Origin of the sequence: Rahnella sp. GSA61A (assembly GCF_019969905.1) — a bacterium.
Classification (GTDB): domain Bacteria; phylum Pseudomonadota; class Gammaproteobacteria; order Enterobacterales; family Enterobacteriaceae; genus Rahnella; species Rahnella aceris.
In genome coordinates, this window is record NZ_JAHXYO010000025.1 from 1 (window position 1) to 13,834 (window position 13,834).

The 13,834-nt window shown below is 54.4% G+C and carries 12 protein-coding genes and 1 pseudogene; 9 read left to right on the forward strand and 4 right to left on the reverse strand.

Annotation, left to right across the window (positions count from 1 at the left end):
• Positions 1-224, forward strand: a pseudogene (locus LC431_RS22740) (IS4 family transposase); the annotation flags it as partial.
• A 47-nt stretch (positions 225-271) separates the two neighbouring features.
• On the opposite strand, the gene yeiP reads toward LC431_RS22740, so the two are convergent.
• Entirely contained in the window at positions 272-844 is a 573-nt protein-coding gene (yeiP, locus tag LC431_RS22745) for an elongation factor P-like protein YeiP (RefSeq protein WP_015696520.1), read from the reverse strand.
• Between the two features lie 244 nt (positions 845-1,088).
• On the opposite strand from yeiP, the gene LC431_RS22750 reads away from it, so the two are divergent.
• Positions 1,089-1,343: a YkgJ family cysteine cluster protein gene (locus LC431_RS22750; RefSeq protein ID WP_013574660.1), complete on the forward strand. Its 255-nt coding sequence runs from the start codon at positions 1,089-1,091 to the stop codon at positions 1,341-1,343.
• On the opposite strand, the gene LC431_RS22755 is transcribed toward LC431_RS22750, so the two are convergent.
• A complete protein-coding gene (locus LC431_RS22755) occupies positions 1,340-2,554 on the reverse strand; it encodes a sugar efflux transporter (RefSeq protein WP_013574661.1) in 1,215 nt (404 codons plus the stop codon). The two genes, LC431_RS22750 and LC431_RS22755, sit on opposite strands and share 4 nt — an antisense overlap.
• Positions 2,555-3,017: 463 nt before the next feature.
• Here LC431_RS22755 and fruB point away from each other — a divergent pair, with 463 nt between their 5' ends.
• From fruB to fruA, 3 genes are read left to right on the forward strand one after another with little or no spacing between them, the layout of a single operon-like run.
• Positions 3,018-4,148 (forward strand): fused PTS fructose transporter subunit IIA/HPr protein, encoded by a 1,131-nt coding sequence (gene fruB / locus LC431_RS22760; protein ID WP_223510356.1) that lies wholly within the window; start codon positions 3,018-3,020, stop codon positions 4,146-4,148.
• Positions 4,145-5,080 carry a 1-phosphofructokinase gene (gene fruK, locus LC431_RS22765; RefSeq protein WP_013574663.1) on the forward strand — a complete coding sequence of 312 codons (936 nt, stop codon included), beginning with the start codon at positions 4,145-4,147 and terminating at the stop codon, positions 5,078-5,080. The genes fruB and fruK overlap by 4 nt, the downstream gene beginning before the upstream one ends.
• Before the next feature lie 15 nt (positions 5,081-5,095).
• Positions 5,096-6,796, forward strand: coding sequence for a PTS fructose transporter subunit IIBC (fruA, locus tag LC431_RS22770; RefSeq protein WP_013574664.1), 1,701 nt, complete (start codon positions 5,096-5,098; stop codon positions 6,794-6,796).
• A 106-nt stretch (positions 6,797-6,902) separates the two neighbouring features.
• Here the strand turns inward: fruA and nfo are convergent, their stop codons facing one another.
• On the reverse strand, positions 6,903-7,769 hold the full coding sequence (gene nfo / locus LC431_RS22775; RefSeq protein WP_013574665.1) for a deoxyribonuclease IV: 867 nt from the start codon (positions 7,767-7,769) through the stop codon (positions 6,903-6,905).
• Positions 7,770-7,859: 90 nt separating this feature from the next.
• On the reverse strand, positions 7,860-8,966 hold the full coding sequence (locus LC431_RS22780) for a YeiH family protein (protein WP_166860034.1): 1,107 nt from the start codon (positions 8,964-8,966) through the stop codon (positions 7,860-7,862).
• Positions 8,967-9,154: 188 nt separating this feature from the next.
• On the opposite strand from LC431_RS22780, the gene yieE reads away from it, so the two are divergent.
• From yieE to LC431_RS22800, 4 genes are all read left to right on the forward strand, one after another.
• Positions 9,155-10,027 (forward strand): DNA-binding transcriptional regulator YeiE, encoded by an 873-nt coding sequence (yieE, locus tag LC431_RS22785; RefSeq protein ID WP_013574667.1) that lies wholly within the window; start codon positions 9,155-9,157, stop codon positions 10,025-10,027.
• Between the two features lie 131 nt (positions 10,028-10,158).
• Positions 10,159-11,634 (forward strand): amino acid permease, encoded by a 1,476-nt coding sequence (locus LC431_RS22790; RefSeq protein ID WP_013574668.1) that lies wholly within the window; start codon positions 10,159-10,161, stop codon positions 11,632-11,634.
• Between the two features lie 233 nt (positions 11,635-11,867).
• Complete coding sequence (locus LC431_RS22795) at positions 11,868-12,950, forward strand: iron ABC transporter permease (RefSeq protein WP_013574669.1); 1,083 nt, start codon at positions 11,868-11,870, stop codon at positions 12,948-12,950.
• Entirely contained in the window at positions 12,950-13,789 is an 840-nt protein-coding gene (locus LC431_RS22800; protein ID WP_013574670.1) for an ABC transporter ATP-binding protein, read from the forward strand. The genes LC431_RS22795 and LC431_RS22800 overlap by 1 nt, the downstream gene beginning before the upstream one ends.
• Positions 13,790-13,834: the final 45 nt, after the last annotated feature.

Consider the following 13,834-nt stretch of genomic DNA (forward strand, 5'->3'; position numbering starts at 1 on the left):
TGCCTTATCAGCTGAGTTTTAGCGGTGCAGTGTCGGAGATATTACGGTTGTTAATCGGGCTGCCGTGGGCATCAGCGGGAGCCATCCCGGGTCATCTGAAGCATTTTTACAGCAACGCAGCGATGCTCAAACTGCCCTCGAGACGTGAGCGTGAATATGTCAGGGAAGTGAGAGAAAAAAGGTCGAAATATCCCTTAAAAAACAATGCCGGTCACCTTAAGTGACCGGCATTACGCCGCAGCGTTCCTTTCAGCAGAGAGCGGGGCGCTGATTAATCCGCGCGCCCCATATAACGACGTTCTGCGATATGAATACGGATTTTGTCGCCAGAACTCAGGTATTCAGGAACCTGAATGTTCAGACCGGTGCTCATGACCGCAGGTTTGGTGCGGGAACTGGCGGAAGCGCCTTTGATGCCCGGTGCCGTTTCCACGATTTCCAGATCCACCGTCTGCGGCATTTCAAGCGCCAGCAGCTGGCTGTCCAGCGTCAGAACCTGCATGCCCTGCAAACCTTCTTCAGGGATGAACAGCAGTTCGTCTTCAATCTGCGCCTTATTAAAGGTGTAGGGCGTGAAGTCTTCGTCATCCATAAAGATGTATTCGTCACCATCAACGTAAGAGAAGTTCACTTTACGACGGGTCAGGGTAACGGTATCCAGGATATCGTCGCCTTTGAAGCGCTCTTCCACTTTGCCACCAGTACGAACGTCAGCGAAACGCATTTTGTACAAGGTGCTGGCACCACGGGCGCTCGGGCTCTGAACATCAATATCTTTTACCAGCAGCAATTTGCCGTCGTAGTTCACAACGAAGCCGCGTTTAATTTCGTTAGCACGTGCCATATAAATAACCTGTCAGGAGAGAGATAAATAATTTGCGACACGTTACCCGCGCCGCTGATTTCAGGCAAGCAGATAGCGTAAAAAGAGTCGCGAAAATCCGCTTTATGACGCATATTTTGCGCTTCGCCTGCCGGTATGAAAAATGTTCGGGTTATCGTGTTACAGAGTCGTAAATATTTCGCTGGTGGCGCATTACGCTGCCTGCTATTGTCGCGGCTCAAAATGAGGCCTGAGGAGGCTGTTGATGGACTGTCGTACTGATTGCGGAGCCTGTTGCATAGCGCCTTCAATTTCCAGCCCGATCCCGGGAATGCCAGACGGTAAGCCTGCCAATACGCGCTGTGTTCAGCTGGCTGATAACTTTCTGTGTAAGATTTTCACCTCACCACTGCGTCCGAAAGTTTGCGCCAGCCTGCAGGCCAGCCGCGAAATGTGCTTTACACATCGCGACCAGGCGCTGACTTATCTGATTCAGCTTGAGGCAGATACCGCGCCTTAAACCACCGCTGCGGGCACGTCTTCCGCCGGTTTATCGACGTTTTTCACATTCCAGATACATAACACCGAACCAATCACCATCGCCAGTGCGGCATAAAATACCGCATGGTATGTCCAGAACTGGGCGATCACCCCGGCCAGCGAACCGGCCAGGATCCAGCCCGCCCGCGTTGAATTGGTAAATAACGTGGTGGCCGCGCCTGCCTGACCCGGCATCAGATCCTGGAAATACAGCATGCCGATCCCGGCCAGAATGCCGATGAAAATTGCGTTCAGCAACTGTAAAGCAATCAGCATTGCCGCACCGGTAGTAAACAGAATGCCGCCGTAGAAAATCACCCCCGCCAGCACAGCGAAACGCATCAGGAAGCGTTTCCCCAACTGTTTAGCCAGATATCCGGCGATCAGCATGGTCGGAATTTCCAGACAGGCTGCACTGCCCATCAGTACCCCTGCCAGTTTTTCCGGCAGACCCAGTTCACGCACCACATACAGCGGCATATTGATCAGATAAATGCTGTTTGCTGCCCACATCAGTGAACAGGCGATGAACAGCATCAGCGTATCACGGCGGTTACGGCGTGGTGCTTCCAGCGTGGCGGTGGTCTTGATGTGCGCCTTGGGCATCGAAGGCAGGAACATCCACACCATCACGCCGCACAGCAAGAAAGCCAGCGTGGCAGCGCAGTACATAAAGGTAAAACCAAAGCCCATCGACAGGGCAAAGGCCAGCGGCGGTCCGACGACCCATGCCAGCGAAACCTGTGCGCGCAAAATGGAGCTGAACATTACGGCTTCGCGACCAGTTTTTTCGGAATGCTCCCGCGCTAACGCGAACATCTGCGGGTTCGCTGTGGAACCAAAGCTCGACAGCAAAACGCCGATGAACAGCAGGATAAAGTAATTACGGTTAAAGGCGAAAAGCACACAAGCCAGCGCACCCAGAATGCAGCAATACAAAATCAGCGTTTTGCGGTCACCGCGTTGATCAGACCAGGTCGCCAGCAACTGGCTGACGAAGATGCCAATCACGGCACTGCCGGTAAAGAAGATACCCACCATAAACGGGCTGACGTGAACCTGAGAAGTGAGGAACAGGCTGAGCGTCGGGGTCTGTAACGCGCCTGCAATGCCGGTAAGGAAGGCGATGATCAGAAAAGCAGTTGACGTCATGTCGGGTAAACGGCGGGCTGACGTTGTAGAAATTCGCATTAGCTAAGTGAACCAGAAGTAGAAGAGGGGACGAAATTTGCGCGAATGTTACGACAGTTTAAAAAAAACAAAAACAGGTTTTGATCATCAAAAATGTAAACCACAGTGAATTTGCCATACTGAATAATAAAACCGCACTTTGTGTCAAAAATGACCGGACGAGGCGTCGCGTCTTCACCGCAATATTGTCCGCAGAGAAGGGGGCAGCTTGCGTCAGCATTTTTCGTCAGCCTGACTTCAGCATTTGCGTTAAGTTATCCGTTTCGGAAAGCTCTCAGAAAGGAAACTGTGCGTAACATCAAAAAATCGTTACGCAAAATCAGGGAAAGCTTGATTTAAATACAGGCCGGATTGAGACTTCTTGAAACGTTTCAGCGTTGTCGGTTTTTCTTCTGAAATCTGATGGCGCTCCTTTTTTCTCAGTAAAGCTGAAACGATTCAATTTCAGCAGGAGAGGAGAATTATGTTCCAACTGTCACAGCAAGATATTCATCTCGGTGCGGCTGCCAGCGATAAGCAGGACGCTATTCGCCAGGTTGCAGCAGCACTGACTCAGGCCGGTCGCGTCAGCGCAGGTTATGTAGACGGCATGCTGGCGCGTGAGTTGCAAACCTCTACTTACCTTGGCAACGGCATCGCAATCCCGCATGGCACCACAGATACCCGTGATCTGGTGCTTGATACCGGTGTGCAGGTTTTCCAGTTTCCGCAAGGGATTACCTGGGGCGAAGGCCAGACGGCATATGTCGTGATCGGCATCGCAGCTCGTTCTGATGAACACCTCGGTTTGCTGCGTCAGCTGACGCACGTCTTAAGTGACGACAGCGTGGCTGATCGCCTGGCAAAAACAGATTCCGCTGAAGAATTACGCAGCCTGCTGATGGGCGAAAAAAATGCGGCTGAATTCCTGTTTGATAGCCAGTTGATCGCAGTCGATGTGGCCGCAGAAAACCTGATCACGTTACAGGCGCTGAACGCTGGCCGCCTGAAAGAGATTGGCGCTGTCGATACCGCTTTTGTCAGCGATGTGATCAGCCGTAAACCGCTGAACCTCGGGCAGGGCATCTGGCTGAGCGACAGCACCGAAGGCAACCTGAAAAGTGCTGCAACGGTAAGCCGTGCACAGCAGGTATTTGATCTGGATGGCGAAAAAGTCTCCATGCTGCTGACGATTTCCGTTGCTGACGATCAGCCGCTCGATGTGCTGAACTACCTCAGTGATTTGCTGATTGCCAACAAAGCTGAACGCTTGCTGACGGCAGATTCCGTCGGTGTGCTGGCATTGCTGACCAGCGAAGTCGAAGAACAAGCCAACGTGCTGACCGCTGAATACGTTATCCGTAACGAACACGGCTTGCACGCCCGTCCGGGTACCGCACTGGTGAACGTTATTAAACAGTTCAGCAGCGAAATCACGGTAACGAATCTTGATGGCAGCGGTAAACCTGCCAACGGCCGCAGCCTGATGAAAGTCGTGGCGCTGGGCGTGAAAAAAGGTCACCACCTGCGTTTTACCGCGAGTGGTGAGGATGCAGAGCTGGCATTAAAAACCATCGGTGAAGCGATTGCTGAAGGTCTTGGGGAGGGCGCATGAGCCGTCGGGTCGCCACAATTACCTTAAACCCGGCCTATGATCTGGTCGGATACTGCCCCGAAATCGAACGGGGTGAAGTCAACCTGGTACAAACCACCGGCCTGCACGCGGCAGGTAAAGGGATTAACGTTGCCAAAGTGCTGAAAGATCTCGGCATCGATGTCACCGTTGGCGGTTTCCTCGGTAAAGAAAATCAGGATGGCTTCCAGCTGTTATTCAGCGATCTGGGTATTGCGAACCGCTTCCAGGTGGTTAATGGCCGCACCCGTATCAATGTCAAACTGACTGAAAAAGATGGTGAAGTCAGCGATTTCAATTTCTCCGGCTTCAACGTCACGCCTGCTGACTGGGAACGTTTCGTAACGGATTCCCTGTCATGGCTGGGCCAGTTCGACATGGTTGCCGTCAGCGGCAGTCTGCCAGCGGGTGTTGATCCTGACGCTTTCACCGACTGGATGAAACGTCTGCGCGCACAGTGCCCGTGCATCATCTTCGACAGCAGCCGTGAAGCGCTGGTTGCCGGTCTGAAAGCCGCGCCCTGGCTGGTGAAACCTAACCGCCGTGAACTGGAAATCTGGGCTGGCCGTAAATTGCCGGAACTGAGCGACGTGGTAGAAGCCGCGCATGCCCTGCGTGATCAGGGGATCGCCCATGTGGTGATTTCTCTGGGTGCTGAAGGTGCATTGTGGGTTAACGCCTCCGGTGCGTGGATCGCTAAACCGCCAGCCTGTGAAGTCGTCAGCACCGTGGGTGCTGGTGATTCCATGGTCGGTGGTCTGATCTACGGTTTGCTGATGCGTGAATCCAGTGAACATACGCTACGACTGGCCACTGCTGTTGCTGCCCTGGCTGTCAGCCAGAGTAATGTCGGTGTCACCGATCGTCCGCAACTCGCGGCGATGATGGCCCGTGTTGATCTGAAACCCTTTTAATCCGCAGGAGTCAGAATGAAAATGCTGCTGATGATAGACAGTTCGCTGGGACAGGCTCGCAGCCAACTGGCAAAAAATTTGCTCGCTGCTGCTGCGGCGAAAGCAGGCCACTCGTTGACCGAACAGGCCGCTGACGCTGATGTAGTGATTGTGGCCGGTGAAACCGTGCCAAACGAACCTGCGCTGGCTGGCAAAAATATTTATACCGGTAATGTGGCTGATGCAGTCCGTGATCCGGAGGCTTTCCTGCAACGCGCTGTGGCTGAAGCTAAACCTTATGTCGCACCTGTTGCGGCAGCCGTTGCCGCTCCGGCAGCCAGCGGCCCGAAACGTATCGTCGCCATCACTGCCTGCCCGACCGGTGTTGCACACACCTTTATGGCTGCAGAAGCGATTGAAACTGAAGCCAAAAAACGTGGCTGGTGGGTAAAAGTTGAAACCCGCGGTTCTGTAGGTGCAGGCAATGCTATTACACCGGAAGAAGTTGCAGCGGCCGATCTGGTGATTGTCGCGGCTGACATCGAAGTGGATCTGGCGAAGTTTGCCGGTAAGCCGATGTACCGCACGTCTACCGGTCTGGCACTGAAAAAGACCAAACAGGAACTGGACAAAGCGCTGGTTGAAGCTGAAGTGTTTGAGCCGAAATCTCAGGGCGCAGCGACGGGTACCAGGAAGAAAGAAGCGGGCGGCGCAGGCCCATACCGTCACCTGCTGACCGGCGTGTCTTACATGCTGCCAATGGTGGTTGCGGGTGGTCTGTGTATCGCACTGTCATTTGTCTTCGGTATCAAAGCCTTTGAAGTGAAAGGCACGCTGGCGGCGGCATTGATGCAAATCGGTGGCGCTTCAGCCTTCGCGCTGATGGTGCCGGTTCTGGCCGGTTTCATTGCCTTCTCTATCGCTGACCGTCCGGGCCTGACGCCGGGTCTTATCGGCGGCATGCTGGCTGTCAGCACCGGTGCTGGTTTCCTCGGTGGTATCATCGCAGGTTTCCTGGCGGGTTATGTGGCGAAAGCCATCAGCGGCAAGCTGAAATTACCGCAAAGTATGGAAGCGCTGAAACCTATCCTGATTATTCCGCTGGTGGCGAGTCTGATTACCGGTCTGGTGATGATTTACGTGGTCGGTACGCCGGTTGCTAAAATCATGGCGGGTCTGACTGCCTGGCTGCAATCTTTGGGTACAGCCAATGCGGTACTGCTCGGCGCAATTCTCGGTGCGATGATGTGTACCGACATGGGTGGCCCGGTGAACAAAGCTGCTTACGCGTTCGGTGTGGCACTGCTGAGTTCTTCCGTCTACGCACCAATGGCCGCCATCATGGCTGCCGGTATGGTGCCACCTCTGGCGATGGGGCTGGCGACATTGCTGGCGCGTCATAAGTTCGAGCAAAGCGAACGTGAAGGCGGTAAAGCGGCGCTGGTATTGGGCTTGTGCTTTATCTCTGAAGGTGCGATTCCGTTTGCGGCCCGTGACCCGATGCGTGTTCTGCCATGCTGTATCGCAGGTGGTGCACTGACCGGTGCGCTGTCGATGGCATTCCACGCACAACTGATGGCACCACACGGCGGTCTGTTCGTACTGCTGATCCCAGGTGCAATCACGCCGGTTCTCGGTTATCTGGTGGCGATTATCGCCGGTACGGTTCTGGCGGGTGGCGCATACGCGATTCTGAAACGTTCAGATGCTGCGGTAGCCGCGAAAGCTGCTGCATAACAGTAAATCGTTAAAAAACAAAAAGGCGCGACATGTGAATGTCGCGCCTTTTTTATTGCGCCTTCCCTTCGCAGGGGAGGGCGCCGACCGGAATTTACGGTAAAAACTACGCCGCGGCTTCGTCATTCTCGGCAGTCTGCTGCGCTTTCAGCCAGGCGATTTCATCTTTCCAGATATCCGGATTGACAGTTTCGAGGATCATCGGGATGCCGTCGAAACGTGCATCTTTCATAATCCAGCTGAATACGGTATTGCCGATATTGCCTTCGCCAAGGCTGTGGTGGCGGTCAACGCGGCTGTTGAACTCGCTTTTCGCGTCGTTGAGGTGCATCCCTCGCAGATATTGAAAACCAACCACCTCTTCAAAGTGCTTAAAGGTTTTCTCGCATTCTTCTGCCGTGCGCAGGTCGTAACCTGCCGCAAAGGCATGGCAGGTATCGATACAGACGCCAACGCGGCTTTTGTCTTCCACGCCTTCAATAATTTTGGCCAGATGCTCGAAGCGGAAGCCAAGATTGCTGCCCTGACCGGCGGTGTTTTCGATAACCGCAGTCACGCCTTTGGTTTTATCCAGCGCAATGTTCAGGGATTCAGAAATCAGCGCCAGGCATTTATCTTCTTCGATTTGCATCAGGTGGCTGCCCGGATGGAAATTCAGCAGCGACAGGCCCAGCTGTTCACAACGTTGCAGCTCATCGAGAAACGCCTCGCGGGATTTCTCCAGCGCCTCAGTCACCGGGTGCCCGAGGTTAATCAGGTAGCTGTCGTGCGGCAAAATCTGATTGCTTTGGTAACCGTATTTTTCACAGGCCACTTTGAATTTTTCGATGACGTCTTCCGGCAACGGTGCGGCTTTCCACTGACGCTGATTCTTGGTGAAAAGCGCAAAAGCCGTGGCTTCCAGCTCGTGTGCCCTCAGAACCGCCTGATCGACACCCCCGGCCGCACTCACGTGTGCTCCCACAAACTTCATTTTTGCTCCTCAGTTATTCATCGCGTTTATGGACAAATGATAGCGCCTCCGGGCAGGAGGCGCAGCACTGAAGTGTTAAAAGCAGCAATATCAGCCAAAAAGATGCTGAACCACTTGGTTGATACCGGCACCGCCGACAATCAGCCAGATAAACAGCAACGCCGCCAGCAGCATCGGTTTAAGCCCCGCCTGACGCAGTGCGCTCATGTGGGTGGTCAGCCCGAGCGCCGCCATCGCCATCGCCAGCAGCACGGTATCGAGCGTAATCAGCGCCGGGATCCAGCTGTGTGGCAAAATATTCAGCGAGTTGAATGCTGCCACCAGAATAAACAGCAGGGCAAACCATGGGATAGTTATATTGCGCATGCCCGCATTCTGGCCACCTTGTTGTACCTCTTTACGTGACTTCCAGCCAGAGAGCAGCAGCAGGAATGGTGCCAGCATCATGACGCGGATCATCTTGGCGATCACTGCCGCGTTTTCCGCATCCGGGCTGACACCCTGACCGGCCGCCACGACCTGCGCCACTTCGTGAACCGTCGAACCGGTGTAAATGCCGAACTGAGCAGCGGTAAAACTCAGCCAGTGATACTGCGCATTCAGATGCCATAACCACGGATACAGAAAGATTGCGGCTGTCCCGAAGATAACGACAGTGGCGACTGCAACCGTTACTTTCTCTGCTTTGGCATTCAGCACCGGTTCCGTCGCCATCACCGCCGCTGCGCCACAGATGCTGCTGCCTGCGCCAATCAGCATCGCGGTATCGCGATCCAGTTTAAACACCCGCTGTCCAAGCCAGCAGGCGAGGGCGAAAGTGGAACACAACATCAGCGCGTCGATCACAATACCGGTCGCGCCGACATCGGCGATTTGTGCGAAGGTCAGCCGCAAGCCGTAAAGGATAATCCCCAGACGCAACAGACGTTGTTTCGCCAGCGTCACGCCGTCTTCGCACCAGGGTTTTGCAGCCGGATATACCGTATTGCCGACCACCATGCCGATGACAATCGCCAGCGTCAGTGCGCTCAGGCCGAGATGACTCAGTGCAGGAATATCGCTCAGCCAGAGCGCGAGTGCAGTGATCACACCGGTCAGCGCCAGGCCGGGTAACACGCGGCCAAAGCCCGACAAATGGGGTAAAGGGTGTTTATCCGCCGTCTTTTTATTTTCATTTTTAAGCGCAAGTGTACTCATTGTCCGTTCCTCGTTCAGGAGTGATGAAACAAGGCTACGCCGCGCTTATATAAAAATGAAATAGATTATTACTTTATAACCTAGCTGTAAAACTGGTATAAAACCTTCATTCAAAAGAGACCTGCAAGGCAAGGGTCTATACTTAAAGCACAGCGTGCTGTCAGGCGCGTGAGAATAGCGGGACATTTATGCACATAACATTGCGACAACTTGAAGTTTTCGCCGAGGTGCTGAAAAGCGGTTCGACCACGCAGGCGTCGGTTGTGCTTTCATTATCACAATCGGCGGTCAGTGCGGCGCTGGCCGATATCGAAGGGCAGCTTGGCGTGCAGTTATTTGACCGTGTCGGGAAGCGGCTGGTAATTAATGAGCATGGGCGTTTACTGTATCCGAAAGCGCTGGCGTTGCTCGAACAGGCGGGCGAAATCGAGCGACTGTTCAATCACGATAACGGTTCGCTGCGCATCGGCGCGAGCAGCACCATCGGCAACTATATGCTGCCGGCGATGATCGCGGATTACCGCCTGGATTTCCCCAATACGCCGCTGGAGCTGAATGTCGGTAATACCAATGATGTTATTAACGCGGTGGCGGATTTTCGTGTCGATCTCGGTCTGATCGAAGGCCCGTGTCAGATGCCGGAACTGATCACCCAGCCCTGGCTGGATGATGAACTGGTGGTGTTTGTCGCGCCGGAAAATCCGCTGGCAGGGCGGGTCGTTTCGCTGGAATCGCTGGCGCGTGAACCCTGGATCCTGCGCGAGCGCGGTTCCGGTACCCGTGAGGTGTTAGATCATCTGCTGTTGCCTCAGTTGCCGGATTTTAACCTGGTGATGGAACTGGGGAATTCCGAGGCCATTAAGCACGCTGTAAGGCATGGCATCGGGATCAGTTGCCTCTCGCGGCGGGTGATTTCTGAGCAGCTGAGCAGCGGTTCGCTGGTGGAAATCCGGCTGCCCGTCGCGCCGCTGGTGCGTAAGCTTTACCTGATTCATCACCGGCAAAAACATATCTCCGGCGCATTATCACGTTTTCTAACCTATTGTCGCGAAGCCCAATAACGGTCTTTCACTAATGATCTGCGGCCAGTTATGAAGGTGTCTTATAACAGGTCGTTCCTGCTATTCAGAGCGGCAGGTTTTGCTACAATCCGCGCTTAAATTTGCACATGACGAGCGGATATAGGGAAAAAATGGCTCAACAACCTACAAAAAATACGCAGGTGGCTCCCACACTGCGTCGCGAGCTGAAGGCACGTCACTTAACGATGATCGCCATAGGCGGTTCAATTGGTACGGGGTTATTCGTTGCATCAGGTGCGACAGTTTCCCAGGCAGGCCCGGGTGGGGCACTGCTTTCCTACGCATTAATCGGCATCATGGTTTACTTCCTGATGACCAGCCTCGGTGAGCTGGCGGCGTTCATGCCGGTTTCCGGTTCATTCTCCACTTACGGCTCCCGTTATGTTGAAGAAGGCTTCGGTTTCGCACTGGGCTGGAACTACTGGTACAACTGGGCAGTCACCATCGCGGTTGACCTGGTGGCCTCACAACTGGTGATGAATTACTGGTTCCCGGACACACCGGGCTGGATCTGGAGCGCCTTGTTCCTTGGTCTGATTTTCCTGCTCAACTACATTTCCGTGCGCGGTTTTGGCGAGGCGGAATACTGGTTCTCGCTGATCAAAGTGGTTACCGTCATCATCTTTATCGCCGTTGGCGTCCTGATGATCACCGGCATTATGCGCGGTGCTGAAACGGCGGGCTGGCATAACTGGGCCATCGGGGATGCGCCGTTTGCAGGCGGATTTGCCTCGATGATAGGCGTGGCGATGATTGTCGGTTTCTCCTTCCAGGGCACTGAACTGATCGGGGTGGCGGCGGGCGAATCTGAGAATCCGGGCAAGAATATTCCGCGCGCGGTGCGTCAGGTTTTCTGGCGTATTCTGCTGTTCTATATTCTGGCGATTCTGGTGATCAGCCTGATCATTCCTTATACCGATCCGAACCTGCTGCGTAATGAAGTCGGCGATATCTCGGTAAGTCCGTTCACGCTGGTATTCCGTAATGCGGGTCTGTTATCAGCGGCGGCGGTAATGAATGCTGTGATCCTGACGGCGGTACTGTCAGCCGGTAACTCCGGAATGTACGCCTCAACCCGCATGCTGTTTACCCTGGCGAGCGAAGGCAAAGCGCCGCGCATATTCGCTAAGCTGTCGAAAGGGGGTGTGCCGCGTAACGCGCTGTATGCCACCACTATCGTGGCGGCGTTGTGTTTCCTGAGCTCAATGTTTGGTAATCAGACCGTTTACCTGTGGCTGCTGAACACGTCGGGCATGACCGGTTTCATCGCCTGGCTGGGGATTGCGGTCAGCCATTACCGCTTCCGTCGCGGTTATGTCTTACAGGGCCGTGATCTGAAGAGACTGCCTTATCTGTCAGGTTTCTTCCCGTTCGGCCCGGTTTTCGCCTTTGTGTTGTGTCTGATCATTACGCTGGGCCAGAACTATCAGGCATTCCTGAAAGACACCATTGACTGGGGTGGCGTAGCGGCGACTTACATTGGCTTGCCACTGTTCCTGATCATCTGGTTCGGCTACAAGCTGAGCAAAGGCACTAAAGTGGTGAAATACAGCGAAATGGAATTCCCGGATCACGTCGATAAGTAACAGACCCCGATTTCCATGGCATTGAAAAGCGGAGCTCAGGCTCCGCTTTTTCATGCCTGCGATTCACGCCAGGAGACCCATTACGTCATGCTTTGTTACGCCCTTGTTTACTTTGAATGTCTGATAGGTTTTGCAAAACACATTGATAATTATTATCATTTATTTCCTTCCTACGGGAACCCCAGAACATGTTCTCCCGCCGTAAGTTTTAACTTAATGAGATTGAAGCGAAAATGAGTGCAACTACCGAACCCACCCTGAGGGTGAACGTCAACGCCGAAGACAGCGTTATGGGGCGATACCAGAATATCGTGCGCCGCCGTCTGTTAGTTATGCTGATCCTGGTACTGGCGATTGTCGTTTCACTGGTGATTGATTTCATTATGGGGCCTTCGGGGTTATCGCTCGGCACATTGTGGAAAACGCTGTTTGACGCCGCAGCGGCGGATCCGGGCACGCGGGTGATTGTCTGGGATATTCGTCTGCCTTACGCGCTGATGGCGGTGGCGGTTGGTATGTCACTGGGCCTTGCCGGTGCTGAAATGCAGACCATCCTCAATAACCCGCTGGCCAGTCCGTTTACGCTGGGCGTGTCTTCTGCTGCGGCGTTTGGTGCGGCGCTGGCGATTGTGCTTGGCATTGGTATTCCGGGCGTGCCGGATCAATGGTTTATCTCCGCCAACGCCTTCATTTTTGCTTTATTTGCCGCACTGATGCTCGACGGTATCACCCGCTGGACGCGCGTTGCCAGCTCCGGTGTGGTGCTGTTTGGTATCGCACTGGTCTTTACCTTCAACGCACTGGTTTCGCTGATGCAGTTTATCGCCACCGAAGACACCTTACAGGGGCTGGTTTTCTGGACGATGGGCAGCCTGGCGAGGGCGTCGTGGGTGAAACTCGGCGTGATGGTGCTGGCATTCCTGATTTTATTGCCGTGGTCGATGATGAGCGCGTGGAAACTCACCGCGCTGCGTCTGGGTGAAGATCGTGCCGTCAGTTTTGGTATCGACGTGCGTCGCCTGCGCCTCGGTACGTTACTGCGCATCAGTATTCTTTCCGCACTGGCGGTGGCTTTCGTCGGGCCGATCGGTTTTATCGGGCTGGTGGCGCCGCATATCGCCCGCCTGATGTTTGGTGAAGATCACCGTTTTTATCTGCCCGCCAGTGCGCTGATTGGCGCGCTGGTGTTGTCGATGGCGTCGGTAGCCTCTAAAAATCTGGTGCCGGGCGTCATTATTCCTGTCGGTATCGTGACGTCTCTGGTTGGCGTGCCGTTCTTCCTGAGTATTATTCTGCGCCACCGGGGGAACATCTGATGTCTGCGATGTTAGAAACGCGTCCTGAAGATTTACTGAATGCTGCTACGCAGGGCCTGCAAATCCGCGATTTCAACGCCGGATATCCGAAGCGCCGCGTGATCCGCAATCTGAATGTACCGATGTTGCCACGCGGGAAAATTACCGTTCTGCTCGGGCCAAATGGCAGCGGTAAGTCGACGCTGCTGCGTTCTCTCGCCGGGCTTAACCGTGCGGAAGGGCAACTGATGCTCGACGGACACGATTTAATGCCGATGCCGTTTGCACGACGTGCAGAGCAGGTGGTGTATCTGCCGCAAACTCTGCCTGCGGGCGTACATCTGCATGTGCTGGAATCCATTATCGTGGCGCAGCGCGCGTCCGGCGGCGGTAAAGGCAAGAATGCGGAAGGTACCGACACAGTGATGGCGCTTTTGCGTCAGTTGGGTATCGAACATCTGGCGCTGAGTTATCTCGATCAGCTTTCCGGTGGTCAGAAGCAACTGGTTGGCCTGGCGCAATCGTTGATCCGTCAGCCGTCATTACTCCTGCTGGACGAACCGCTCAGCGCACTCGATCTCAACTACCAGTTCCATGTCATGGATCTGGTGCGCAAGGAAACGCAGAAACGCAATATCGTGACAGTGGTTGTGGTGCATGACATCAATATCGCCCTGCGTCATGGCGACCGCGTGCTGATGCTTAAAGACGGTAATCTGATTGCCGATGGCGAGCCGGAAGACGTGATCACTGCCGACAGTCTGGCGCGGGTCTACGGTGTACGCGGCAGAATTGAGCGCTGCTCGCAGGGGACACCGCAGATATTGATCGATGGGTTAGTGGGGAATCCGGAGATTTAACGCGATGTCCTGACAAAAGGCAGACATTACTCAGGCGTTCACCGT

Coding starts and splice junctions, on each gene's coding strand:
- yeiP (WP_015696520.1), bottom strand. CDS start 844: ATGGCACGTGCTAACGAAATTAAACGCGGCTTCGTTGTGAACTACGAC.
- LC431_RS22750 (WP_013574660.1), top strand. CDS start 1,089: ATGGACTGTCGTACTGATTGCGGAGCCTGTTGCATAGCGCCTTCAATT.
- LC431_RS22755 (WP_013574661.1), bottom strand. CDS start 2,554: ATGCGAATTTCTACAACGTCAGCCCGCCGTTTACCCGACATGACGTCA.
- fruB (WP_223510356.1), top strand. CDS start 3,018: ATGTTCCAACTGTCACAGCAAGATATTCATCTCGGTGCGGCTGCCAGC.
- fruK (WP_013574663.1), top strand. CDS start 4,145: ATGAGCCGTCGGGTCGCCACAATTACCTTAAACCCGGCCTATGATCTG.
- fruA (WP_013574664.1), top strand. CDS start 5,096: ATGAAAATGCTGCTGATGATAGACAGTTCGCTGGGACAGGCTCGCAGC.
- nfo (WP_013574665.1), bottom strand. CDS start 7,769: ATGAAGTTTGTGGGAGCACACGTGAGTGCGGCCGGGGGTGTCGATCAG.
- LC431_RS22780 (WP_166860034.1), bottom strand. CDS start 8,966: ATGAGTACACTTGCGCTTAAAAATGAAAATAAAAAGACGGCGGATAAA.
- yieE (WP_013574667.1), top strand. CDS start 9,155: ATGCACATAACATTGCGACAACTTGAAGTTTTCGCCGAGGTGCTGAAA.
- LC431_RS22790 (WP_013574668.1), top strand. CDS start 10,159: ATGGCTCAACAACCTACAAAAAATACGCAGGTGGCTCCCACACTGCGT.
- LC431_RS22795 (WP_013574669.1), top strand. CDS start 11,868: ATGAGTGCAACTACCGAACCCACCCTGAGGGTGAACGTCAACGCCGAA.
- LC431_RS22800 (WP_013574670.1), top strand. CDS start 12,950: ATGTCTGCGATGTTAGAAACGCGTCCTGAAGATTTACTGAATGCTGCT.